A 23,985-nucleotide genomic window follows, 5' to 3' on the forward strand; every position below is an offset into this window, starting at 1 on the left:
AGATCACCCGTATGGGTGGCAATCCTTTTCGGGCGCGCCAACGAATTACTCACAGCACGATCCACTACAGGGCAGTGCATCGCACAGTGGAGGGATTCACGTGAAGATTCGTCTCGCCGGGACCGCGGTCGCCGTCGCCGGTGTTTTCTCGGTCGCCGCCTGCGGCGGTGGAAGCGCTTCCCCGGGCAGCGGTTCGAGTGCTCCCGCTCCGTCGAATCCGGCGAGCGCGCCTGCGGCGGCCGCCGGTGTCACCACGAACGCCGACGTGTTCGGCCCGGCGTGTTCCCAGCTGCCACAAGGGAACGCGCCCGGCAGCCTGGACTCGATGGGGCCGATGCCGGTGGCGAGCGCGGCGTCGACGAACCCGTTGCTGACCAAGCTGGTCGCGGCGGTGAAGGCGACCAACCTGGTCGACACGCTCAACAGTCAGCAGGCGATCACCGTGTTCGCCCCGGCGGATCCGGCGTTCGCCGCGCTGGGCGACGCGAAGTTCAAGGAACTGGCGGCGAGCCCGGACAAACTGGCCCCCATCCTGCAGTACCACGTCTCCGGGAAACGCTACGACGCCAAGGGACTCGCCGCGGCGGGCAGTGTCACCTCCCTCGACAGCACGGGAGGGCCACTGAAGATCGAGGGTTCCGGCGAGACCATGACGGTCAACGGCGCCAAGATCCTCTGCGGGAACATTCCGACCCGGAACGCCACCGTTTTCGTCATCGACAAGGTCCTCGCCCCGGGGACGAACAAGTAATCCGTCGCGCGGAAAGGAGAAGTCATGACGAACGCGCCGCGTTCCCTGCTCACCGCGCGAGCCGCCGCACAGATCGTCGCGGTGGGAGTGGGTTCGGTCTTCCTGCTCGTCGGGATCCTGGGATTCGTCCCCGGTGTCACGACCGGAATGGACGGCTTCACGATGTTCGGGCATCACTCGACGGCGTTGCTGCTGGGCGTGTTCTCGGTTTCGGGCCTGCACAACGTCGTGCACCTGCTCTTCGGCGTCGCCGGACTGGCGCTGGCCCGCAGTGCGGGCGGGGCCAGGGGCTTCCTGCTCGGCGGGGGAGCGGTCTACCTCGTGCTGTGGTTGTTCGGCCTGATCGTCGATCAGGGCAGTGCCGCCAACTTCGTCCCGGTCAACACCGCGGACAACTGGCTGCATCTCGCTCTCGGTGTCGTGATGATCGCGCTCGGTGTGCTCACCCGGCAGCGGGTGGCGAGCACGCGGTGATCGCCGGGCGGCCCGGTCCGGCGAACGGGTCGGGCCGCCGTGGCGCTCGGGCGGATGTTCATCGGCGGCCTCGTGTTCGGGGCCGCCATGTGGTATCCCGGGAGTCGTCGACGATGACGGGCTGAACCGGGGGCCGCGATGGCTTGGGCACGGGAACCGACCGAGCCGGAACGGGTCGAGATCACCCGGAAGGCCGCACGTGCCCGCGTCGAACTCGGGCTTCGGCGTTACGCCTCCCCGCGCCGTGTCGTCCGGGCGGTCGCGAAGCGGATTTCCCGACGCCGCACCACTTGTCTCGGTGAGGACGAGCTCGTCGCGGAGGCCACGGCGCTCGGATACCTGCTCGGCGAGCAGTGGCGGTTGAAGCTCGGCTGGCGGTGGCGGTACGTCACCGACGGTGCCTGGCAGGGCTTCGCGGTCACCACAGCGGACGAACAGCTCGTCTATCCGTGTGTCAGCCGGGTGATGACGATGCTCGCCGACCAGAACGAGGAAGTGAACGTGGTGACCGTGTTCAAGATGGTCGCCGCGGGCAACATGCCGCCAGCCCGCCCGTCCGGCTTCCAGTGGCTGAGCTGAGCCTCGCGCTTCCGTCCACTTCGGACACCGCGATCGGCGTCATCCGGCGGCGTACTGGGCCACGCCGTCGCCGAACGACCAGTCGATCGGCTCGTTCTCGGTCAGCCGGACGAACACGTTCCGCGGCTCGGTGCCCGCGTACTCCTCGGCGAGTTCGGCGATCCGGCGGTACAGCGCCTGTTTCTGCGCGGGCGTGCGCCCTCGCCGCATGGTGATCGAGACGAACACGAGGTCGTCGTCGCGGCGGATGCCGAGGTAACCGTCGTCGTAGCGCAGCGTGCCGCGGGTGCCGTCGTGACTGGTGAGGACCTGGAACCGGTCGTCGGCCGGGATGTCGATCGTCTCGGTCATCGCCTCGTGCACGGCGCGGCCGAGCGCGTCGAGCCGGGCGGTGTCCGCCTTGAGCGCGTCGATGCGGACGAAAGGCATGGCGGTGTTCTCCTTCGGTGGGGTGGGGGATCAGCGGGCGAGCAGGCCGAGGGCGCCGTCGACGGCCTTGGCGTACACCGTGGCCGAACCGGCGGCGCGGGCCAGGACGTAACCGCCCTGCAGTACGGCGACGAGTGCGGTGGCCGTCGCGGCCGGATCGAGTGCGACGTCGAGTTCGCCGTTCTCCCGGCCTTCGGCGAGAAGCGCGGCCAGTTTGCCGGTGAGCCAGGCGAAGGTCTCTTCGACCGGCTTGCGCAGTTCGGGATCCGCCATGACGTCGGGGTCCTGGGTGAGACGTCCGACCGGGCAGCCCTTCAGCGCGTCCCGTTCCCGCCGCAGGTAGGCGGTGACCCGGTCGAGCACGGGGCCAGGACCGTCGAGTTCGGCCTCGGCCCTGGCCCGCAGATCCGCCGCGCTCCGGTCGATGGCGGCCAGCGCGAGGTCGGGCTTGCCCTGGAAGTGGTGGTACATGCTGCCCTGCCCCGCGCCGGACCGCTCCTGGATCGCCTTCGGGCTGGTGCCCACGTAACCGCGTTCCCACAGCAGTGCGCGCGTGCTCTCGATGAGCCGCTCCCTCGTGTCCATGCCCTCAGTATACATACTAGTAGGTACAGGCCGGAGGGCGTCGGCCTGGGGGTATCCATCGGCCTTGTCGGGACACCCGATCTTTGTGTTTCCCAGCGCCCGGTTCCGCTGCCTAGCGTGGGGACAGGCCCGGAAATTCGCCGGGTGCAAGGGAAAAAGGAGCGGATCGATGACGGAACACACATTGCGGGGCAAGGTCGCGGTGATCGCCGGGGGTGCGAAGAACCTGGGCGGGCTGACGAGCACGACGTTCGCGGACGCCGGTGCGAAGATCGTGATCCACTACCACGGCGACGGTTCCGAAGCGGACGCCGAGAAGACCGCCGACGCGGTGCGCGCCGCGGGTTCGCAGGCGGTCACCGTGCAGGCGGATCTGACGCGGGTCGGGGAGGTGCGGCGGCTGTTCGACGCCGCGGTCGACGAGTTCGGCGGCGTCGACGTGGCGGTGAACACGGCCGGGATGGTGCTGCGCAAGCCGATCCTGGAGACCACCGAGGACGAGTACGACACGATGCTGGCGATCAACGCCAAGGCCGCGTACTTCTTCCTTCAGGAGGCGGGCCGCAGGCTCAACGACCACGGCAAGATCATCAGCCTGGCCACCTCCCTGCTGGCCGCCTACACCGACGGCTACTCCACCTACGCCGGCGGCAAGGCACCGCTGGAGCACTTCACCCGCGCGGCGTCCAAGGAGTTCGCGGCACGCGGGATCTCGGTCACGAACGTCGCCCCCGGGCCGATGGACACCCCGTTCTTCTACCCGCAGGAGACCCCCGAACGGGTGGAGTTCCACAAGTCCCAGGCGCTGGGCAACCAGCTCACCAGGATCGAGGACATCGTGCCGCTGATCCGGTTCCTGGCCACCGACGGCTGGTGGATCACCGGTCAGACGATCTTCGCCAACGGCGGTTACACCACCCGCTGACCACGCCACGCGGCGCCGGATGGGTGATGATCGACGGGTCGTCCGGCGCACGAGAAGGAGCAGGAAATGACGCAGCAACCGACGAACCCGGTCGTCAAGGCGTTCGTGACCGCGATCAACGCCGGGGACAGGGCCGCGTTCGACGCCCTGCTGACCGACGACGCGAGCATGTCCGACGACGGCTCGGACCGGGATCTGGCCGCGTGGGTGGACAAGGAGATCTTCTCCGCGGACGGGCGGATGGCCGTCGAGTCCGAAGAGGACGGTGGAATGGCACTGGTGGCCACGTTCACGAACTCGACGTGGGGCGCGATGCGGACGCGCTGGCGGTTCACCGTGCGGGACGGCAGGATCGCCCGGTTCGACACCGGGCAGGCTTGACCCCGCCGCCCGGCGGGCGAGCGGAACGCGCGGGAGGGTGAGATGGGCTTGGATCTGCGCAAGCTGGACCATCTGATCGCCGTGGCCGAGGAAGGCAGTTTCACCCGCGCCGCCGCGCGTCTGCACCTTTCCCAGCAGGCGCTGAGCACCTCGATCCGCACCCTCGAACGCGAGGTCGGCGTTCCGCTGCTGGACCGCGACGCCACCGGCGTCACCGCGCTGCCCGCCGGGCTGGCCCTGATCGAGGACGCCCGTGTGCTGCACGGCGTCGCCCGGTCCGCCGTCCGGCGGGCGCGGCGGATCGGCCGGGGAGAGGCCGCGACGCTGCGGATCGGGCACACCCCGGCGGTGACCGGCGAGGAGGTCACCGCGTTGCTCCGGACCGTGCTCGTGGAACTGCCCGACTTGCGCACCGAGGTGAACCAGCGGTATCCCGGCCAGCTCGTCGAACAGCTTCTCGGTGGCGAGCTGGAGATCGGGCTGTGCCGGGGAACGCGGCCGCCGCACGGGCTGACGCGCACCACGCTGGCCAGGCACCGGCTGGCGATAGCCGTCGACGCGGACCATCCGCTCGCCGGCCGGGACCACGTCGACCTGCCCGAACTCGCCGGCGAGCAGCTCGTGGTGTGGGGCGAACCCGGCCGGTCCGGCTACACCGATCTCCTGCTCGACCACTGCCGCGGGGCCGGGTTCGAACCGCGCGTCACCCGGAACCCGATCCAGGGCACCCCGCCGGTCACCGCCGTGCTCGGCACCCGGCACGTCGCCTTCGTGACGGCGCGGCCCGGCACTGTCGCGGATGGGCGCGTACACGTCCTCGAGGTGCGGCCCGCGATCCACGCGCCGCTGCACGCACTGTGGAATCCGCACACAAGCAGCGAGATCCGCGACGAATTCCTCGCCTCCAACGGTCAGTGACGGCGGTCGTCGTCCAGATCGGTCGAGGTGATGGTGGCAGGCCAGGGTCGCGCGGAAGAATGCGCACCGATGCCATCCGGGCGGAAGGTGAGCGATCGTGAGTTCCCGCGACCAGACCGAAACGGAAACGCGCCTGCAGCGGAGGGATCGGTGGTCGCGGTGGCAAGGCGAGCGTCGTGCCCAGATTTTGACGGCCGCGCGGGAGGTGTTCCTGGCAGACGGCTATCACGCCGCGCCCATGGACGAGATCGCCGCACTGGCCGGTATCACCAAGCCGGTGCTGTACCGCCACTTCGAGGGCAAGCTCGAGATGTACCTGGAACTGCTGAACGTGGTCGGTGACCACCTGGTCGAGACCGTCGGCACGGTGCTGGCGGCCACGGCGGGCGGCGCCGAAGAACGGGTGCGCGCGGTTACGCACGCATACCTCGAATTCGCCACCGGGGGCGACGGGGCAGGGCGGCTGCTGCTCGATTCCGACGTGCGCGGGGAACCTGCGGTACAAGAGGTACTTCGCCGCGTGGAGCGGGAAGTCGCCGAGGTGGTCATCGACGCTGTGGCGGCCGACGACGCACTCGACCAGGAGCAGCTTGCCCTCCTCGGTGCGATGCTGACCGGCGCCATCGACTCGGCCGTCCGATTGTGGCGTGACAGCGATTCGGCCTCGTTCGATCGGCAGGAGGCCGAGCGGTTCATCGCGCGGGTGGCCGGGCATGCTGCCACCGGGGCACTGGCCCCGGTGGCACAGCGGACCGCCGTGACGGAGTTGGACCGGCGTTACGCGGCGGCCCAGGAAGGGCGGCGGCACCTGGTACAGTCCGGGCCGGTCGAGCCCGCCGTCGTCCGTCCGGTACCGGTGTCGGTCTACCTGGAGTCCGGGGCTGACGCGGACGAGGTTCGCCAGGCGGTCCTGGAGGTGCTGGACGCGTCCGGGATCGAGATCGTCGAGGAACGGCCACCGGTCATCGGTTCGTGGTTCAAACTGATGCTGGGGCGCACGAAGAAAGCGGTGACCTCGGCCGAGATGGCGGACATCATGACGCGCATCGAGCGCGCGATCGAGATGCCCACCCTGCACAAGCCACAGGCGGAGATCGACGCGGCGCGGGCCGACGCGGTCGCGAAGTTGATCACCGCGCTCGGCTCGGAGCAGAACGCTTGCATCCAAGCCGGTTCGGTGTTCCTGCTGAAGGTGGACGGCGCCATCGCCGCCCGGAATCTTACCCAGCGTGAGATGGCCTTCCTCGAACGGAACTCCCGGCTGCTGGGCTCGCCGCGAGAGGTGCTCGCCGCACTGGACGAACAGGCACACAGCTCGCGGAAGGCGGACCAGGTCACCGTCGAGGACGGCGCGGCGCGGGTCACCGTGCGACGTCCCGACGACCAGGGCTGCGTCGGTCTCACCGTCACCGTGGACGGTGGCCCGGCGAACAGCTACGAAGTCAGTTTCGGCCAGCGAAACGGCCGAGTTCCCTTGTCCCCAGGGGTGACCCACGTCCACGCGGACCACAGCGGCAAGGCTGTGCTGCGTGAGCGGGAGCTGACCATCACGGTCAACCGGCTCACCGACGCGGTGGGTGAGATCGAGCTGGTACTGGCGTCCCGTGACGGCCGGGCGACCAGCTACGAACTCGATTTCGCCTGACCGGCACGCTCGCAGCGAGCCTGTTCTCAAGTCCGAGCGGCGGTTCAGTCCGGGAGCGAATGTCAGCGCAGCAGGGCGCCGAGCCGCCGTGCGGCGTCGACCACGGCTTGGCCGAGCCGCTCTTCGTCCGGTGCCTCGAACAGGGACAGGCCGATGCTGATGCCCCCGGCCGGGTCGCGCTGCGGGACCGTCGCGGAGATGCCGATGACCGAGGGCGCGATTTCGCCGTAGGACACGGCGAAACCCCGTCCGCGTGCTCGCGCGATCTCGTCCCGTTCGTCCGGCGTCGCGGGGGCGGCGGCCAGCATCGCCAGCCCCGCCGAGCCGCGGTCGATCGGGTCGACCTGCCCCGGCCGGAAACTGACGTGCATTCGCGCCTGCCGCGGCTCGACGATCATCAGCATCCGGACCTGCCGTTCGTTCTCGCGGACCACCAGATGTGCGGTGGACTGCGCCAGCTCCGTCAGTTCTTCGAGGATCGGCCGGGCGAGGGTACGCAGATCCTGTTCGACCGGCTCGGCGAGCCGCACCAGCCCGTTGCCCAGCGAGATGCGCTTGAAGCGGTCGCGGCGGCACAGCTGGTGCGCTTCCAGCGTGCGCACCAGCCGGTGGGCGACCGTGCGGTGGACGCCGATCTCGTCGGCGATCTCGGTGAGTGTCAGTCCCCGCGGGTGTGTCACGAGCAGTTCGAGGATCTCCAGTCCGTTGTGGAGGGTTTTCGACATACCCGAGTCGAGCTGGACAGGGTTTTCGGACATGACGCTCCTCTTGACGGGCCCGCGGAAGCCGACCTACTGTTTCCGCAGTTCGCACGATGCGTGCGATAATAGCACGTCGAGCGGGACGTGCAAGCCATGGAGGTAGGCCGTGCCACCAGATGTTGTCGTCGACGTCGATCCCGCGACGCTCGCCCGCGTTCACCAGCTTTACGGTGCGCAGAGCCATTTCATCGACAACGGCCACGCTCGGGCGTGGGCGGGCACCTTCACCGTGGACGGCGAGTTCCACTCGCCGAGCTACCCGGCACCCGTCGTGGGAACGGCGGAGCTGACCCGGTTCGCCGAGCGGTTCTTCACCGGCGGGCAGGAAGCCGGGGAAGTCACCCGGCACGTCATCACGAATGTCTTCGTGGTGCCCGCCGGGCCGGAGGCGGCCACCGCGTACGCCTATCTGCAGATCGTGGCCACCCCCGTGGGTGGGCCGTCACGGTTGGTCCGCCAGACCACGATCACCGACGAACTGGTCCTCGACGCCGGGGCCTGGCGGATCCGCCGCCGGACCGTGCGTCGTGACGATGAACAGGAGAGCACTCGATGAGCGAAATCGGACGTGTGCGGCACGAGCCGGCGACCGCGGTCTACCCGGAGTTCCCGGGCAAGGTCGCCGTGGTCACCGGCGCGGCACAGGGGATGGGCGCGCGGTTCACCGCGGCGCTGGCCACTCGCGGCGTCCACGTGGTCGGTGCCGACATCGACGAGGCGCGGATGGCGGCCACCGCCGAGGAACTGAACCGCGAGCTGGCGGCCGGTTCGGTGCACGAGAAGCCCGGCCTTGTCATCGGCACCCGCGCCGACGTCACCAAGGCCGAGGACCACGAGACCGTGGCGCAACTGGCGCTGGACCAGTTCGGCCGCCTCGATTTCTGGGTCAACAACGCGGGAATCTTCCCGTTCGCGCTCGCGGACGAGATCTCCGCCGAACAGATCGGCGCGACGCTTTCGGTCAATGTGGAGGGTGTGCTGTTCGGTACGCAGGCCGCCGCGCGGCACATGGAGCCCGGCGGCGCGATCGTCAACATGTCCTCGGTTTCCGCGGTGCGGGTGCGGCGGGGCCGGGGCGCCTACTGCACCTCCAAGGCCGCGGTCGCGCATCTGACCGAATCGCTCGCCGTGGAGTTCGGTGACCGCGGCATCCGGGTCAACGCGCTGGCTCCCGGCTACGTCGACACCGAGATGACCCGCTGGGTCAAGGAGGATCCGGCCGCGCTCCAGCACGCGCTGGACGTCGTGCCGCTGCACCGGCTCGGCTCGCCGGAGGAGGTGGCGGGCCCGCTGCTGTTCCTGTTGTCGGACAGCGCCCGGTACGTCACCGGGCACAGCATCGCCGTCGACGGCGGTTCGCGGCATGTCTGACGGGGAGTACCCGGACGTCGTGCTGATCACCGGTGCCGCCGCGGGCATGGGTGCCGGGCACGCCCGCGCACTCGCGGCCCGCGGTTCGCACGTATGCCTCGCCGACGTCGCGGACGCCGGTGCAGTGGCCGAGGAGATCATCGCGGCGGGCGGGTCCGCGTCCGCGCACCGGCTCGACGTCACCGAGCCGGGAGACTGGGCACGGGTGGTGGCCGGGATTCACGCCGCCCACGGCTCGCTCGGCGGCCTGGTGAACAATGCCGGGATCTCGCGGCGGCTGGAATTCCTCGACACCACCGACGAAATCTGGGAGCGGGTGCTGCGGGTCAACCTGTTCGGCCCGTTCCACGGCATGAAGGCCGTCGCGGAGCCGATGCGGGACTCGGGTGGCGGCTCGATCGTCAACATCTCCTCGATCTCCGGCCAGATCGGCTACTTTTCGCCCGCGTACTCGTCGAGCAAATGGGGACTGACCGGCCTGTCGAAATCCGCCGCCGGGAACTTCGCGCGCTGGGGGATCCGGGTCAACTCGGTACATCCCGGGTTGGTCGACACGGCGCTGCTGGCCGGATCCGACTCGTTCGTCGACGCCGCGCTCGCCAGCGTCCCCGCCGGGCGGATGGCGCGGCCGGAGGAAGTCACGGAGGCGGTGCTGTTCCTGCTCTCGGACCGCTCGAGCTACATGACCGGAAGTGAGGTCACAGTGGACGGAGGGCTCGTCTCGAACGGGCTGTACCACCGGATTCTCGCGGAAACGGGAGGAGACCTGTGAGCGAATACGACGTCGTCGTGATCGGCGGCGGGGGAGCCGGGCTGGCCGCCGCGGTCACCGCGGCCGAGCGGGGCGCCCGGGTACTGCTGTTCGAGTCCGAGCCGGAACTCGGCGGGTCGACGCAGCTGTCCGCGGGGATGTTCACCGCGGCGGGCACCAGCGTGCAGGCCGGGCTGGGGATCGAGGACTCGCCGGAGAAGTTCTTCCAGCACTACATGGATCTCAACCACTGGATGCTCGAACCCGGCCTGGTGGCGGCATTCTGCGCGCAGGCGGGCCCCGCGCTGGAATGGCTGATGGGCCTCGGCGTCGAGATCCCGGCGCGGGTCTCGGGCAACGCGCACATGCCGGGCCTGTGCCAGGCTGGAGTCGAGGACGTCTGGCGAGGGCACGTGCCGAAGGACCAGGGCTACGGCATCGTCGGAGTGCTGGCGAAGGCCGCCAGGAAACACCGCGTCGAGATCGTGCTCAACACCCGCGTGGACCGGCTGATCTCGGACCACGGCCGGGTCGCCGGCGTGGTCGCCGACGACGTCGAGGTGCGGGCCGGTGCCGTCGTGGTGGCCAGCGGTGGTTTCGCCCAGGACCCCGCGCTCCTGGCGCGGTACTACCCGGCGGCGTTGCGGGCGGGCGAGGATCTGTTCGTCGTCGCCGCGCAGGGCAGCCGAGGCGACCACCTTCGGTTCGGTGAACAGGTCGGCGCGGCGGTGACCGGCGACGGCTGGGGGCTGATGCTGCCGACGGCGTATTTCCAGCGGCTGCACCACTGGCAGTCCGGTTTCCCGCCGAAGTCCCGGATCCTCGTCAACTCTCGTGGCCGCCGCTTCATGGACGAGGACGCTTCCTACGCGGTCTCCAGCGGCATCATCGATGCGCAGAATGGTCCAGTGTGGACAGTCTTCGACGAGCGCGCCCGACTTTCGCTGCCCGCCGGGTACGCGCACTGGGACGCCGACGCCGTGCTGCGCGAGGCCGAGGCAGGGCGGACCATCCGCGCCGACAGCCTGGAGAAGCTGGCCGAGCGCATCGGTGTTCCCGCCCCGGCGCTGACCACCACCGTGCGGCGGTGGAACGAGCATCTGCCCCAGGGAACCGACCCCGAGTTCCTGCGGCACCGCACACTGGCCAACAAGGGATCGGACACGCCACCGGCGCCGATCGGCGAGCCGCCGTTCTACGCGGCGCGCACGCTGCCCGCGGAACTGGTCTGCACTCACGCCGGGCTGGAGATCGACGCGCGCGGGGCGGTCCGCGACGAACTCGGCGACGTCATCCCCGGCCTGTTCGCGGCGGGCGAGGCGGGCGCGGGCGTGCTCGGCGAGCGTTACGTCGGCGGCGGCAACGCCGTCGCCAACGCCGTCACCATGGGCCGGATTGCCGCCACGAACGCCTTTCCCGCCCGATGACCATCCGCCTCAACGACGAGGAGAAAACCGTGGACACCGACATCGGCAGCCGGACCGTCCGCAAGGTGACCAGACGCGTCCTCCCGCTGGTCGCCCTGCTGTACGTGTTCAACTACATGGACCGCTCGAACATCAGCTACGCCCAGCTCGGCATGCAGCGCGAACTGGCGATCACCACGGCCGTGTTCGGCACCGCGTCGGCGATCTTCTTCCTCGCCTACGTGGTCTTCGAGGTGCCGAGCAACATGATCATGAAGAAGCTCGGCGCGCGGGTGTGGCTCGCCCGCATCGCGATCAGCTGGGGCATCGTCACCGCCGTCACCGGGTTCGTGCAGAACGTCCCGCAGCTCTACATCGCGCGGATCGTGCTCGGTGTCGCCGAGGCAGGGCTCTATCCCGGGCTCCTGCTCTACCTGACATTGTGGTTCCGCGGCAAGGAACGCGGCCGCGCGATCGCGACGCTGGCGCTCGCCCAGCCGCTGGCCATGATCCTCGGCAGTCTCACCGGCGGGGTCATCCTCGATCACGTGCACTGGTTCGGGCTGGCGGGCTGGCGCTGGGTCTTCATCCTGCAGGGCCTGCCCGCGGTACTCATCGGCGTCATCGTGCTCGTCCTGCTGCCGAGCACTCCCGCTCAGGCGCGTTTCCTCTCGACGGAGGAGCGAACGTGGCTGCAGGGCGAGATCGACAAGGACTACGTGCCGGAGCAGAAGGAAACCTTCCTCGGCCAGCTTCGGATCATGAAGGACCGGCGGGTGCTGCACCTGGCCGTCGCCAACTTCTTCGCGGCGTGCGGGCTGTACGGGTTCACGTTCTTCCTGCCGCAGATCGTCAAGCAGATGGACTCCTCGTACTCGGCCACCAACATCGGCTTCCTCGGCGTCATCCCGTGGGTGGTCGGCGCGCTCGGCATGCTGCTGGTCGCCCGCAACTCCGACCGGACGGGCGAGCGGCGCGGGCACGTCATCGCGATGATGCTGCTGGCCGCGATCGGGCTGTTCGGGGCGATCCAGTTCCGGCACACGCCGGCGGCGGCGCTGATCTGCCTGTCGCTGGTGGCGGTCGGCGTGCTCGGCTACCTGGCTCCGTACTGGGCGCTCGCCTCGCGGATACTGTCCAAGGAGCACACGGCGGTGGGGCTGGCCGCGATCAACTCGATCGCCGCGCTGGGCGGGTTCTTCGGCCCCTACGTGATCGGCAAGAACGCGACCGCCGACAACGTGACCGTGGGGCTCTACTTCCCGATCGGCTGCCTGGTGGTCTGCGCCGTGATGCTCGCGTTCCTGCGGGTCTCCCGTGGTCCGCGAGAGACGCCGGTGTCAGGTAGTTTAGACGTTAACTACTTGTCCGGACGTTAGGGCGGGATCATGGCCGAGGGCGAGCTCGACTTCTGGTCCTTCGTCGAGCTCGCCCACCGCCGTCTCGCCGACGAGTTCGGGTTCGAACACCAGCTGGCCACCGAGGTGCTGCTCACGCTCAACCGGGCCTCCGGCATCGTCACCTACGACCTGGAGGCCAGCGTGCACCGGCCGAGTGGCCGGTCGTGGTCGGCGTTCCGGCTGCTGTTCGTCACCTGGCTCGCCGGGCCGCTGGAGGCGAAGAAGGCCGCCGAACTCACCGGGATGAGCCGTGCCGCGGTGTCGAACCTGGCCAAACCCCTGGTCGAGGAAGGCCTGCTGGGCCGGGCGCCGAGCGAGAACGACGGACGCTCGGTGCTGCTGGCCCTCACCGAGCGCGGTGAGCGCGAGATGGTCGAGGTGTTCGAGCGGCAGAACCGCCGCGAGTACGAATGGACGAACGTGCTGACCGAGGCCGAGCAGCGCATCCTCGTCATGTTGCTGAACAAGCTCATCACCGACCGCGACCAGTTCGACGTGCGCGGCCGGACCTGAGCAGGAGGGGACCATCGGACCCTTGCGTCCCCCTCAGGTAGTAAATACCTTGACTACATCGCCCGAACCGGAGGAAGGATCTGCCCGATGAGCGTCTTTGCCGGGTTGCTCGACGACGCGGCGGTGTTCCCACCGGGACTCAAACCCCTGCCCGAGGCCGTGCCCGCCCACGCCCGGCATCTGCGTTCCCGCTACGCCGACATGGTCGGCCCGCTCGTTCTCGCCGCGCCCGCGCTGGACGGGCTGGGCGCGCTCCTCGACGGTCCGCTCGACCTCGCGGTGACCGCGCCGGGCGGGCCCGCGCAGCTGCCCGGCGTGATGACCGCCGCCGCCGGACTGCCCGTCCGGCTCCAGGGCCTCGAAGTCGCGGCGCCGGAGGGAATGAGCGCCGCCGAGTTCTTCGGCGCGCTGGCCCCGGCGGGCGAAGTGCCCGTGTTCGTCGAGATCCCCCGTGACGAGCGTCGCGCGGAATTCATCGCGACCTGTGCGGAAACCGGCCGTCAGGCCAAGTTCCGTACCGGCGGTGTGCGCGCCGACCTGTACCCGGACGAAGCCGAGCTGGCCGCGGCGATCCGCGCGGTCGTGGCGGCCGGGGTGCCGTTCAAGGCGACCGCCGGGCTGCACCACGCGATCCGCAACACCGATCCGGATACCGGATTCGAGCAGCACGGGTTCCTGAACCTGCTGCTGGCGACCGCGGCGGCGATGTCCGGCGCCGACGACGCCGAGCTGGTCGCCGTGCTCGCCGAACGGGACGGCGGGAAGATCGCCGCCGGGGTGTCCACTGTGGATGGTGCGGTGCGCGAGCGGTTCCGGTCGTTCGGCACCTGCAGTGTCATCGAGCCCGTCACCGAGCTGGCGGCACTCGGCCTGGTACCGGCCGAGCTGGCCGAGGAAGAAGGAGAGACCGCGTGACCAGGATCGAAATCCCCTGGGATTCGTTGTTCGGCAAGGAAAACCTGCCTTACGGCGTGTTCTCCGCATCCGGTGCCGAGCCACGGGTCGGCGTGCGGGTCGGCGATTCCGTCGTCGACCTCGCCGTCGTGCTCGGCGACGACGTCTTCGCGCGGCCGACGCTGAACGCGTTCATGGCGCGGGGATACGACTTCTGGGTCGAGACGCGCCGCCGGATCACCGAGCTGGTCGGCGGGGACGTGCCGGACACGGCCGTGCACCCGGTGGGCGAGGTGCGGCTGCACCTGCCGGTGGAGGTCGCGGATTACGTCGACTTCTACGCCTCCGAACACCACGCCTCCAACCTCGGCAGGCTCTTCCGGCCGGACGCGGAACCGTTGCTGCCCAACTGGAAGCACCTGCCCGTGGGCTACCACGGCAAGGCCGGGACGGTCGTGGTCTCCGGCACCGGGATCGTGCGCCCGAACGGCCAGCGCAAGGCGCCGAGCGAGAGCGCGCCGACGTTCGGCGCGTGCCGCCGTCTCGACATCGAGGCCGAACTGGGCTTCATCGTCGGCACCGGCTCGCCGCTGGGTTCGGCCGTGCCCGCCGCGGAGTTCTCCCGGCGGGTGTTCGGCGCGGTGCTGGTCAACGACTGGTCGGCCCGCGACATCCAAGCGTGGGAGTACGTGCCGCTGGGCCCGTTCCTCGGCAAGAGCTTCGCGACGTCGATCTCGCCGTGGGTGGTGCCGCTGCTCGCGCTGGAGGCCGCGCGCGTGCCCACTCCTGTGCAGAGCCCGGAACCCTTGCCGTACCTGCGAGAGAGCGAGCCGTGGGGGCTGGACATCGACCTGTCGGTCTCGTGGAACGGCGAAGAGGTCTCCCGGCCGCCGTACCGCTCGATGTACTGGTCGCCCGCCCAGATGCTGGCGCATCTGACGGTCAACGGCGCGTCGTCGCGGACCGGCGACCTGTACGCCTCGGGCACCATCTCCGGACCGGAGAAGGCACAGCGCGGCGCGTTCATCGAGCTGACCTGGGGCGGCAAAGAGCCGATCCTTGTGGGTGGCGAGGAGCGCACCTTCCTGGAGGACGGCGACGAGGTCGTCATCACGGCCACCGCCCCAGGCTCGGACGGCGCCAGGATCGGCTTCGGTGAGGTACGCGGCCGCATCCTCCCGGCGACGGAGAGCTGAAGGGGACTTTCCTCGCGCAGGATGAGCTGAAGGGGGACTTTCCTCGCATGCGATGAGAGGAAAGTCCCCTTCAGCCCGCCTGGTCAGATCAGGTGGAGCTGCTTCAGGTCGTCCGCGTACTTGCGGATCAGGGACGCCGTCACGTGCGGGATGTCCTTGTCCGAGCCCACTTCGGCGTCGCGCACGGCGGCGCGGAAGTGCGCGGTCGGGATCCCGCTGCCCGCCACGGGTTCGGCGGGCTGGGCGAAGGCGTGCAGGAGCGGCAGGAGTGAGTGCTGCTTCTGCTTTTCCGGCAGGGCGCGGATCGCCGTCTCGAAGCGAGTGAACCACTCGTCGTAGTCGTCGACGCGTTCGATCGGGTAACCGGCCGCGGTCAGCCAGTCGACGTAGGTGTCGAGCGAGATCCCGTCCTCGTGCGGGTTCAGCACGTTGTAGGTCTCGTAGCCCTCGGTGGTCCCGGCGCCGAGCGTGGCGATGGCCTCGGCGGTGAAGTCGGCGGGCAGGCCGTCGTAGTGGGCGGGCTCGGTGGTCCGGTAGAACGAACCCGGCGCGATGCCGGTGACGACGAGGCTGAGCAGCAGCCGGGTGAACATGTCCGGCACGTTGAGCTGACCGGTGTACCGGCTGTGCGCCAGGATCATGTCGGACCGGAACACGGCCACCGGCAGGCCGTACCGCTCGTGGGCCTCGCGCAGCAGCACCTCGCCCGCCCACTTGCTGGTCGCGTATCCGTTGGCGTAGCTGTCGTCCAGCACGCGCACCGGGCTGGTGACGCGGATGTCGGACTCTTCGTCGCCGGACGAGGCCTGCGCCGCGATCACGGCCACCGTCGACAGGTAGGTGACCGGCTTGAGTTTCGTGGTGAGCGCCAGGCGGATCAGCTCGGCCGTGCCGGCCACGTTCGGCCCGAACAGCTGGTCGTAGGGCAGCACGTGGTTCACCAGCGCGGCCGGGTGCACGATCAGGTCGACGTCGGCGGCCAGCCGCTGCCACGTCGGCTCGTCGAGACCGAGATCCGGTTCGCTGATGTCGCCCGCGAGCACCTCGAGATGCTCGGCGGCCAGATCCTGGAAATGCGACCGCAACGCGGAGTCGCCGCTCTCGAACGCGTCGTCGAGCCGTTTGCGCGCGGCCTCCGCGGTGCTGCCGCGGACGACGCAGACCACCTTGCCGCCGTCCGGCGCGAGCCGTTCCAGCCATTCCAGGCACAGGAAGCGGCCGAGGTAGCCGTTCGCGCCGGTGAGCAGGACCGTCCGAAGAGGACGGTCCGGGCGGGAGAGCGCCGTCGCGCCGGAGAGCGTGTCCGGGTCGATGAACTTGTCGAGCGTGAGGTCGGCGGCACTGGCCTCGGTGCTGCCCTCGCCGTGGACGGTGGCGAAGCTCGGCCGCTTCGTTCCCGGCTGGAGGGCCTTTTCGACGTAGTCCGCGAGCGTCCCGAGGGTGCTGGCCGCGCTGATGACGACGCCAACCGGGACCTCGACGCCGAAGATTTCCTTGAGCAGCGTGGAAAACGACAACGCGGACAGCGAGTCGCCGCCCAGGTCCAGGAAATGCACGTCCGCGCCGAGCTCCCCGGAGGCCGAGCCGAGCACGGCCGCCGCGGCCCGCGCGACGGTGTCGAACACCGGCTTGTCCCGCCCGGTCGCGCGCAGTTCGCGCAGCGCGCTGGTTTCGCGGTCGGCCAGCTCGGCGTACAGCTGCTCCAGCCGCTCTCCGTAGTGTGCTTTGAGCTGGGGCCGCAGCAGCTTCCGGATCCCGGACAGCAGGCCGTTTTCCGGGGAGAACGGCTCGGTCTCGATGAGGAAGTCGCGCGGGATCTCGTAGGAGTTGAGGTCCTCGTCCTTGGCGATCCGCTGCAGGGACTCGCTGACCAGCGTCTTCACCTTCTCGGTGGCGCCGCCGGCGCGTTCGAGCGCCTCCGGGGTCGGGACGACGACCGCGAGCAGGTACGCGCGCTCGCTGCTGCCGTAGACGTAGATCTGCCGGATCACCGGGCTGGCGGCGAAAAGCGCTTCGAGCCGGGACGCGGCGACGAACTCGCCCTGCGAAAGCTTCAGCACGTTCTTGCGCCGGTCGACGTAGACGAGTTCGCCCGGCGCGACTTCCGCCATGATGTCGCCGGTGTGGTAGTAGCCGTCCTCGTCGAAGACCTCGGCCGTGGTGTCGGGACGCTTGAAGTAGCCGGGCACGAGCGTGGTCGACTTGAGCAGCAGCTCGCCGCGCGGATGCGGCGAGTCCGTGTGGAAGTACCCCAGTTCCGGGACGTCGATGAGCTTGTAGCCGAGCACCCGCCCGCGCGTGATCTTCCGGTCGAAGAGGACGCCACCCGCTTCGGTCGAGCCGTAGGCGTCGTGCAGCGGAACGTCCAAAATGGACTCCATGAACGCGGTCAGCTCGGCCGAAAGCGGTGCGGAGCCGGAGCCCGCCCAGGCGATCCGGCCGCCGAGGAAGTGCTCCCGCAGTTCGGCCTTCACCTCGGCCTCCACTGCCGGGCGATCCGCGCCCCGCGCGTCCAGCTCGCTCTGGAACCGCTGGAACAGCATGTCGCAGATACGGGGGACCAGCATGAGCTCGGTCGGCCGCGCGAGCCCGATGTCCTCGAACAGCGTGGACAGATCGCTTTTCGCGACGAAGTACGAGGTGCCCCCCTTGGCAAGGGTGCCGAACAGGACGGCGCGGCCTGCCAGATGGCTCATCGGCATGAAGTTGACGCCGAGGAGCGGCAGCTCGGCCCGTTCCGGCCAGAAGCCGCGCCACAGCTCGACGACAAGGCGATCGGTGTAGATGGCGCCCTTGGGCGTCCCGGTGCTGCCGGAGGTGTAGATCAGCAGCGCCAGCCGGTCTTCGTCCGCGCCGGTGAATTCCGCCGCCGGCGGCAGCGCTTTGCCGCGCGCCAGCACGTCGGTGAGCGAGTCCAGCGCGATGGTGCTGCCCAGCTCGGTGAGCCTGACGCGCGCGGCCTCGAACTCCTCGCGCTCGTCGTCGACCTCCGGGTAGTAGTCGAAGACGATCAGCCGCCGGACGGATTCGCTGTCGGAGACCACTTCGACGGCTGTGGCCAGGTTCTCGACGCTCGCGGCGAGCAGGCGCGGGCCGGTCTCGGCGATGATGGGCTTGAGGTGACCGGCGGTGGCGCCGGCCTGGAGCGGGACGGACACCGCGCCCAGCCGGACGCACGCGAGGTCGAGCGCGGCGTAGTCGGCGCTGGTGAATCCCAGCGTGGCCACGAAATCGCCGTCGTGGACAGGGGCGTGGGGGTCACGCTGCCATTCGGCCGCGATCGCGCCGACGCGGGACCACAGCTCGCGGTAGCTCACCGTGTCGAACCGCGGCAGCAGGCGCCGGGTGGACCGGCCGGTGGCCGGATCGGTGACCAGTTCCGCGGCGCGTTCGCCGAGCGCGGGCCGGCCGGCGTAGCCGTCCATCACCGTCGCCACGAGCTCCGCGAGCGCAAGCCTGGGCCGGTGGATCGCTTCGGTGACGCCCGCGAGCGGCTGAGCGTCGCGGACCTGCGGGTCCGTCTTGGACAGCTCGGCGATCCGGCGTGCTTCCCGTTCGTCGGCCCCGGCGTTGTTCGCCATCGTTCAGCCCTCCTTGGGTCTCGACCTCCTGGGTTCCGGTGGCGGCACTGACACCGGAAAGTAGATGTGCACTACAACTAAATTTACGCTTCGCATTCGGACGGTCGCGGGAAAGCGCCCTGTGATCTGGAACTCCTTGTGTCTGATCCGTCACGGCTGGTACAGGTTGACTGTCCTGTGGGGACACCGCGGCGCGGGCCGCCTGGCCTCGGTGTTTTCCGCGCTCACGGCGCCACGGCTGCGGTGATTCGCTGAATTCCCTTGACCGCACTGTGAAATTTCACAGGCGGGAATCCACAAAGGACGTCCCAGATGGCGAGAGCACCGCGCCGGAATTCCCGCGATCAGTACGTTGTCGCGCTCCGGTCCGCGGCGAACACGGCTTCCACGGCGGTGGCGATCCGGAGCAGCTCACCGTCTTCGAAGATCCGGCCTTCGAGGCACATTCCGACCGGCAGCGCCCCGGCTGCAATCGGCGCGGGCACGGTCAGCGCGGGCTGCCCGGCGACGGTGCCCGGCTCGGTGTTGCGGATGACGGCCGGGAAGCGCGGCAGCGTGCGCCCGTTGAGCACGACGGTGTCGTTCTCGCCGATTCGTGCCGGCGGGACGGGGCAGGTGGGCCAGAGGAATGCCTCGGCGCCGGAGGTTTCGAACGCTTCCCGGTACGCCGAGCGCAACCGCCAGCGGGCAGCGCACGCGGCGGCATAGCGCTCCGCGGTCACGGGCGCGGAGGCCAAGCCTTCGATCAACGCGCGGACGTCCGGTGAGGCGACGCGCGACGCGATCTCGTCGAACCCGGCGGTGGCCAGCGGTGACCCCGTGAGCACCAGCCGCTGCCGCAGCAGGCGGGCGCATTCGAACCGGACGATCTCGATGCCGGATCCGATGGCGGTCGTGAGGTCGTCGCGCACCTCGACGTCGACGAGCTTCGCCCCGGCTTCTTCCAGCACGGCCAACGCGGCGTGCGCGGTGGCCGCCACGGCGGGGTCGAGGTCGTGGAATCGGTTGCGGAGCACGCCGATCCGCAGACCGTCCACGGTGAGCGGCTCGCGCGGCGCGGAGGTCCCGGTGATCACCTCGTCGACGATCCGGACGTCGTGCACGGTGCGGGCGTGGACGCCCACGGTGTCCCGGCTGTGCGACAGGTTGACCAGCCCGCCGCCGGGGTAGCGGCCCGTGGACGGCCGGAACCCGACGATCCCGCAGAAGGCCGACGGAATGGTGACGGACCCGCCGGTGTCGGTGCCGAGCCCGATCGGCACGGCGCCGAGCGCCACGGCGACGGCGCTGCCCCCGCTGGAACCACCCGCCGACCGCGAAGGATCCCTCGGATGGCGGACCGGCCCGGTGAACGCGTTGTCGCTGGTGATGCCGAACGCGAGCTCGTGGAGGTTCGTCTTGCCCAGTACCGTCGCGCCCGCTGCCTTGAGGGCGCTGACGACTCCGGCGTCCGCATTGGCCACGGAACCGTCGAAGAGCGGGCTACCGGCCGTGGTGGCGAACCCCGCGACGTCGATGTTGTCCTTGACCGCCAAGGGAATTCCTGCCAGCGGCCCGTCGGCTCGGGCGCCGGCCGCCGTCCCGACGGCGATCCATGCGCCGTGCGACGTAGCGCTTTCCCGGGCCCGCTCGACGAGCTCCGCCCATTCCGGCGCAGAGGCGTGGAGGTCGTGGTCGTCGTGTCGCATGGGGGAGCAGTTTGCCAGGCGGGCGGCGGTCCGGGAACGGAAAAGCTCACCGCGGCAGTCTTCTGCCCCGAACGTAGGAAGTGAGGAAGCCGCCCGCGGCGCACAGGCACACCAGGCCGCCGATCACGATGACGGCGATCCCGGCTTCGGAGACGCCATGGACGAGGTGTTCCCCGGAAATCCCGGTGGCCGGGTCGATGTACCGCTCCTCGCTGTCGGGATGGGTCACGAGGTACAGGATCCCGGCGACGATCGCGGCGAGACACGCGGCGGCACCCGCCAGCAGCCAGCCGCCGCGCTCGCGCTGCCACTCCTCACCGGTGAGCCGCTTCGCGTCCGGGCACCGCGCCAGCGCGGTCCGGCCCACGGCGGTGTGGTCGGCGGCCAGCCCGTCCACCCGGACCCGCTCGCCGTCGGCGAAGTGGAGCACGCAGGTGTACCCCGTGCCCAGGTGCCGTTGGAGCGCGTGCCGCGCCTCGCCGCCCTTGACGGTGATGGCGGTGACCCGGTCCCACGACCAGCCCGCGAGCCGCCGCCGTCCGGCGTACACCACGCCGTGCTCCCGCACCTCGACGAACTCGTCCCGCCCGCCCCGCAGCGCCCGGACCGCCTGGGACACCATGATGATCGCGCCGACCAGCGTGAGCCCGAGCAGCACGCCGACGGCCCTGCGGCCGGCCGTGCTGTCCGCGTCGCCGCCGAGCAGCGCCCACAGTCCCAGCCAGCCGCCGGCGACCGCGATCACCAGTGCCCAGCCGGCGTTGGCCCACCGCTTCCGGTTGTCCACCCGGTGCCTGCCGAGCAGCGGCCCGAGGTCGGTGAACATGTCCTTCCCGTCGATCATCCGGTCAGCCAAGCAGCCGGGAGCCGAAGGGACACCGGCAAAAACGCCGTCGGGCGAACAGTGCGGGACGCCGCCCCCGCCGGGCCGGTTGCTGCGCGGGAACAATGCGGTAGCCGGATCGGGGGTACCTATTTTTCGCGGATCGCGACGAAAGTCGCTACTGCCGCATCTCGGCAGGAATCACCCTTGAGCGCACCGGATCACCGGTCCCGGCCACGGTGTTCGTGTCCGGGCTACGCCAGTGTGAACGGCGCGGCATTCCTCGCGCCGGAACCTCCCCTCGCGAAAGTGAGTTTGCCGGTATGCGCACAACGTCTCCAGGGCGACGTCTGCTCGCCCGCTCCGCCATCACCTTGGTAGCCGCGGGCGCGGCCATCGGCTTCATCGCCCCGGCCACCGCCACCGCGACGACCATCGAGGGCTATTCGCCCACGGTGCAGCGCGCCGCCGTCGCGGACCTCGCCGCGGAAGCCGGGATCACCGAGGCGGCCGCGACCCAGCTGCTGCGCACGCAGGCCGCGAGCGCCGAAACCCTGCAGAAGGTCACGACCTCGCTCGGTGCCCGCGCCGCCGGCGGTTACCTCGACGCCGCGGCGAAACCCGTGGTCAACGTGCTCGACCAGGCCGCCGCGGACCAGGTCACCGCGGCGGGCGCGCAGGCACGGCTGGTCAAGCACTCCAGCGCGGCGCTGACGGCCGCGCAGGACGCCCTGCAGGCGCTGCCCGCGGTCACGCACACGTCGATCGGCCTCGACCCGAAGACCAACCAGATCGTGCTGACCGTGGCCGACGCGGCCAAGGGCACCGACGCACTGCTGCAGGCCGCCGAGTCGCTCGGCGACCGGGTCCGGGTGGAGCGGCTCTCCGGCGAGATGCACACCGCGATCTACAACGGTGAGGCCATCACCGGCGGTGGCACGCGCTGCTCGGTCGGCTTCAACACCAACAAGGGCGGCCAGAACTACATCGTCGACGCGGGGCACTGCACCCGTGCGGTTTCGCAGTGGAACGTCGGCCCGTCGCAGGGTTCCACCTTCCCTGGCAAGGACTACGGCCTGATCCGCAACACAACCGGCAGCGCGCCCGGCGCGGTCACCCTGTGGAACGGCTCCAACCAGAAGATCAGCTCGTCGGCCGCGGCGACGGTCGGCCAGCGGATCAGCAAGAGCGGCAGCACGACGCATCTCACCACGGGATCGGTGCAGCGCCTGAACGTGACCGTGAACTACGCCGAGGGCGCGGTGCGCGGGCTGATCCAGACCAGTGCGCTGGTCAACCCCGGTGACTCGGGCGGCTGCCTGTTCGCCGGCAGTGTCGGCCTCGGCATCACCTCCGGCAAGGGCGGCGGGACGTCCTACTTCCAGCCGGTCGGCGACGCGCTGAGCGCCTACGGCGTCACCCTCAACTGAACCCGGTAGGAGAACGCCCCGGCCGCCGTGCCGGGGTGTTCTCGTCTCCGGACAAGAACGGCAGGACGGCTTCGACGAACGCGCCGGGCGCGTCCCGGTGCACGCGATGCCCGGCGGCGACCTCGACGAGCCGGGCGTCCGGGATTGCCTCCGCCAGCAGCCGGATCCGTTCCTGGGAAACCATGCTGGCCGGGCCGCCCGCGACGACGAGGGTGGGCGCGGTGATCGAGGCGAGCCGGCTCCACCAGGCCGGGTCGGGGGTACGGAACCGGCGGAACAGCGGGCCCACCAGCCGCCAGTCGTAGTCGACAGGCGTCGGCGGTTCGGCGGGTGGCTCGGGGAGCGGTCCGGCCGGGACCGTGTGCGGCGGCGGGGCCGCTTCCTCGACGACCAGCCGCCGGACGCGTTCGGGATGGCCCGCCGCGAACAGCTGCGCGACGCTGCCGCCCATCGAGTGCCCGACGAGGTCCACCTCGCCGAGCCCGCGGTGGTCGAGGAACGCCAGCACGTCGCCGATCATCAGTTCCAGCGAGTAGTTTCCCGGGCGCGAGCTGGCGCCGTGCCCGCGGGCGTCGAGGGCGATCGCCCAACGGCCGGCCGCCGCGAGCGCGGCCGCGAACGCGTCCCAGGTCACCGCGCCGCTCCCGAGACCGTGCAGCAACACGACCGGCTGCCTCGCGGGGTCGCCGATCTCACGAAAGCCGATGGTCAGGTCGCCGGCGGACTCCGTGCCGGTGCGGATCGGTCCGAGGTCGATGGTCACTCCGCGAACTCTATCCCCGCCCACCGACATTTCCGGCGCCCACGACGCACGCTGTGCTGTGCCACGGCTTTCCCGGCTGTCCTTTATGGACTTTCGGTGCCATGAAGGGCCCCTGCGCCACCTTCGCTGTGCCTGGTGGAACGCTACCGGACAGGCCGCGGCCTGTCAGAACAGCGCGAGCTGGTGCTTGCCCGGCCCGTCCGGCTCGACGAGCGCCGCACAGCGCCCGCAGCTCACCGGCTCGTCGACCGGGGTGAGCTGCTCCGGGTTCCACCCGTTCAGCCCGGCCCCGCACGCGGGAAGCCAGTCGTCCGGGAGCATGCGGTGCACCGTGCCGGACGGGGCGCGGCCACGGACACCACCGCCGTGCCGGGCCACCCAGCCGGCCAGGTCGTCCGGACGGAGCGGCCCTCGGCGGTGATGAGGTGGCATACGGCGCCGGAACGTCCGCAACGGTGTGCGGCCCACCGCGAAAAGCGCCGGCGGATCGTCGTAGGCCTCGTATCGGTCGTCCACGTTCACCAGCATGCCCGACACCACCGACAGTTCCGGGCCGCGCGGCGGGCGGTCTCAGCCAGGCGGAGCAGCGACACAACCCGTTTCGCCCACAGTGCCAGGTGCGTGGGGGCCCCGGCCGGCAGGGGGGCAGAGAACAGGGAAAACCGCCGCGGCACCCAGGGGGCGATGCCGCCGACGGCGCAGACGGGGGCAAAAACACGAG

At 70.2% G+C, this 23,985-nt stretch carries 24 protein-coding genes; 16 read left to right on the top strand and 8 right to left on the bottom strand.

Translation table 11 applies throughout. The annotated features are described in order from the left end of the window. Positions 1-94: 94 nt before the first annotated feature. From ACFW0G_RS01205 to ACFW0G_RS01215, 3 genes are all read left to right on the top strand, one after another. Positions 95-751, top strand: a complete 657-nt coding sequence (locus ACFW0G_RS01205; RefSeq protein ID WP_378322746.1) for a fasciclin domain-containing protein — start codon at positions 95-97, stop codon at positions 749-751. A gap of 24 nt (positions 752-775) precedes the next feature. Next, on the top strand, positions 776-1,225 hold the full coding sequence (locus tag ACFW0G_RS01210; protein ID WP_378322593.1) for a DUF4383 domain-containing protein: 450 nt from the start codon (positions 776-778) through the stop codon (positions 1,223-1,225). Positions 1,226-1,363: 138 nt separating this feature from the next. Continuing rightward, the gene (locus ACFW0G_RS01215) at positions 1,364-1,804 is read left to right on the top strand and encodes a hypothetical protein (RefSeq protein WP_378322594.1); all 441 of its coding nucleotides are present in this window, start codon (positions 1,364-1,366) and stop codon (positions 1,802-1,804) included. Positions 1,805-1,843: 39 nt separating this feature from the next. On the opposite strand, the gene ACFW0G_RS01220 is transcribed toward ACFW0G_RS01215, so the two are convergent. Both ACFW0G_RS01220 and ACFW0G_RS01225 read right to left on the bottom strand, forming a co-directional pair. Further along, positions 1,844-2,233, bottom strand: coding sequence for a tautomerase family protein (locus tag ACFW0G_RS01220; protein WP_378322595.1), 390 nt, complete (start codon positions 2,231-2,233; stop codon positions 1,844-1,846). Between the two features lie 30 nt (positions 2,234-2,263). Continuing rightward, positions 2,264-2,818, bottom strand: a complete 555-nt coding sequence (locus ACFW0G_RS01225) for a TetR/AcrR family transcriptional regulator (protein WP_378322596.1) — start codon at positions 2,816-2,818, stop codon at positions 2,264-2,266. Between the two features lie 169 nt (positions 2,819-2,987). Here ACFW0G_RS01225 and ACFW0G_RS01230 point away from each other — a divergent pair, with 169 nt between their 5' ends. The 4 genes from ACFW0G_RS01230 to ACFW0G_RS01245 all read left to right on the top strand — a co-directional run bounded on the left by ACFW0G_RS01230 (position 2,988) and on the right by ACFW0G_RS01245 (position 6,687). Further along, positions 2,988-3,743 carry an SDR family oxidoreductase gene (locus tag ACFW0G_RS01230; RefSeq protein ID WP_378322597.1) on the top strand — a complete coding sequence of 252 codons (756 nt, stop codon included), beginning with the start codon at positions 2,988-2,990 and terminating at the stop codon, positions 3,741-3,743. 66 nt (positions 3,744-3,809) lie between these two features. Further along, on the top strand, positions 3,810-4,124 hold the full coding sequence (locus tag ACFW0G_RS01235) for a nuclear transport factor 2 family protein (protein ID WP_378322598.1): 315 nt from the start codon (positions 3,810-3,812) through the stop codon (positions 4,122-4,124). 42 nt (positions 4,125-4,166) lie between these two features. Then, complete coding sequence (locus ACFW0G_RS01240; RefSeq protein ID WP_378322599.1) at positions 4,167-5,042, top strand: LysR substrate-binding domain-containing protein; 876 nt, start codon at positions 4,167-4,169, stop codon at positions 5,040-5,042. Positions 5,043-5,139: 97 nt separating this feature from the next. Next, positions 5,140-6,687 (top strand): TetR/AcrR family transcriptional regulator, encoded by a 1,548-nt coding sequence (locus ACFW0G_RS01245; protein WP_378322600.1) that lies wholly within the window; start codon positions 5,140-5,142, stop codon positions 6,685-6,687. A 62-nt stretch (positions 6,688-6,749) separates the two neighbouring features. On the opposite strand, the gene ACFW0G_RS01250 is transcribed toward ACFW0G_RS01245, so the two are convergent. After that, a complete protein-coding gene (locus tag ACFW0G_RS01250; RefSeq protein ID WP_378322602.1) occupies positions 6,750-7,445 on the bottom strand; it encodes an IclR family transcriptional regulator in 696 nt (231 codons plus the stop codon). A gap of 109 nt (positions 7,446-7,554) precedes the next feature. On the opposite strand from ACFW0G_RS01250, the gene ACFW0G_RS01255 reads away from it, so the two are divergent. The 8 genes from ACFW0G_RS01255 (at position 7,555) to fahA (ending at position 14,979) form a co-directional block, all read left to right on the top strand. Then, complete coding sequence (locus tag ACFW0G_RS01255; protein ID WP_378322603.1) at positions 7,555-8,004, top strand: nuclear transport factor 2 family protein; 450 nt, start codon at positions 7,555-7,557, stop codon at positions 8,002-8,004. Continuing rightward, entirely contained in the window at positions 8,001-8,819 is an 819-nt protein-coding gene (locus ACFW0G_RS01260; protein WP_378322604.1) for an SDR family NAD(P)-dependent oxidoreductase, read from the top strand. The genes ACFW0G_RS01255 and ACFW0G_RS01260 overlap by 4 nt, the downstream gene beginning before the upstream one ends. Then, positions 8,812-9,591: an SDR family NAD(P)-dependent oxidoreductase gene (locus ACFW0G_RS01265; RefSeq protein WP_378322605.1), complete on the top strand. Its 780-nt coding sequence runs from the start codon at positions 8,812-8,814 to the stop codon at positions 9,589-9,591. The genes ACFW0G_RS01260 and ACFW0G_RS01265 overlap by 8 nt, the downstream gene beginning before the upstream one ends. Further along, positions 9,588-10,997: an FAD-dependent oxidoreductase gene (locus ACFW0G_RS01270; protein ID WP_378322606.1), complete on the top strand. Its 1,410-nt coding sequence runs from the start codon at positions 9,588-9,590 to the stop codon at positions 10,995-10,997. The genes ACFW0G_RS01265 and ACFW0G_RS01270 overlap by 4 nt, the downstream gene beginning before the upstream one ends. Then, positions 10,994-12,355: an MFS transporter gene (locus ACFW0G_RS01275; RefSeq protein ID WP_378322607.1), complete on the top strand. Its 1,362-nt coding sequence runs from the start codon at positions 10,994-10,996 to the stop codon at positions 12,353-12,355. Before ACFW0G_RS01270 ends, ACFW0G_RS01275 begins: the two co-directional genes overlap by 4 nt. Positions 12,356-12,364: 9 nt before the next feature. Continuing rightward, the gene (locus tag ACFW0G_RS01280) at positions 12,365-12,889 is read left to right on the top strand and encodes a MarR family winged helix-turn-helix transcriptional regulator (protein WP_378322608.1); all 525 of its coding nucleotides are present in this window, start codon (positions 12,365-12,367) and stop codon (positions 12,887-12,889) included. A gap of 87 nt (positions 12,890-12,976) precedes the next feature. Then, a complete protein-coding gene (locus tag ACFW0G_RS01285; protein ID WP_378322609.1) occupies positions 12,977-13,804 on the top strand; it encodes a hypothetical protein in 828 nt (275 codons plus the stop codon). Next, a complete protein-coding gene (gene fahA, locus ACFW0G_RS01290) occupies positions 13,801-14,979 on the top strand; it encodes a fumarylacetoacetase (RefSeq protein WP_378322610.1) in 1,179 nt (392 codons plus the stop codon). The genes ACFW0G_RS01285 and fahA overlap by 4 nt, the downstream gene beginning before the upstream one ends. An 83-nt stretch (positions 14,980-15,062) precedes the next feature. Here fahA and car read toward each other — a convergent pair whose 3' ends face one another. From car to ACFW0G_RS01305, 3 genes are all read right to left on the bottom strand, one after another. Further along, complete coding sequence (car, locus tag ACFW0G_RS01295; RefSeq protein ID WP_378322611.1) at positions 15,063-18,560, bottom strand: carboxylic acid reductase; 3,498 nt, start codon at positions 18,558-18,560, stop codon at positions 15,063-15,065. Between the two features lie 344 nt (positions 18,561-18,904). Then, positions 18,905-20,248, bottom strand: coding sequence for an amidase family protein (locus tag ACFW0G_RS01300; protein ID WP_378322612.1), 1,344 nt, complete (start codon positions 20,246-20,248; stop codon positions 18,905-18,907). Positions 20,249-20,294: 46 nt separating this feature from the next. After that, positions 20,295-21,092: a hypothetical protein gene (locus tag ACFW0G_RS01305; RefSeq protein WP_378322613.1), complete on the bottom strand. Its 798-nt coding sequence runs from the start codon at positions 21,090-21,092 to the stop codon at positions 20,295-20,297. Positions 21,093-21,394: 302 nt separating this feature from the next. On the opposite strand from ACFW0G_RS01305, the gene ACFW0G_RS01310 reads away from it, so the two are divergent. Further along, entirely contained in the window at positions 21,395-22,501 is a 1,107-nt protein-coding gene (locus tag ACFW0G_RS01310) for a S1 family peptidase (RefSeq protein WP_378322614.1), read from the top strand. Here the strand turns inward: ACFW0G_RS01310 and ACFW0G_RS01315 are convergent. Both ACFW0G_RS01315 and ACFW0G_RS01320 read right to left on the bottom strand, forming a co-directional pair. After that, positions 22,494-23,264, bottom strand: coding sequence for an alpha/beta fold hydrolase (locus ACFW0G_RS01315; RefSeq protein WP_378322615.1), 771 nt, complete (start codon positions 23,262-23,264; stop codon positions 22,494-22,496). The genes ACFW0G_RS01310 and ACFW0G_RS01315 overlap by 8 nt on opposite strands. Before the next feature lie 165 nt (positions 23,265-23,429). Further along, entirely contained in the window at positions 23,430-23,792 is a 363-nt protein-coding gene (locus ACFW0G_RS01320; RefSeq protein ID WP_378322616.1) for a hypothetical protein, read from the bottom strand. Positions 23,793-23,985 lie beyond the last annotated feature (193 nt).

Source organism: Amycolatopsis sp. NPDC058986, from assembly GCF_042741125.1.
Classification (GTDB): Bacteria; Actinomycetota; Actinomycetes; order Mycobacteriales; family Pseudonocardiaceae; genus Amycolatopsis.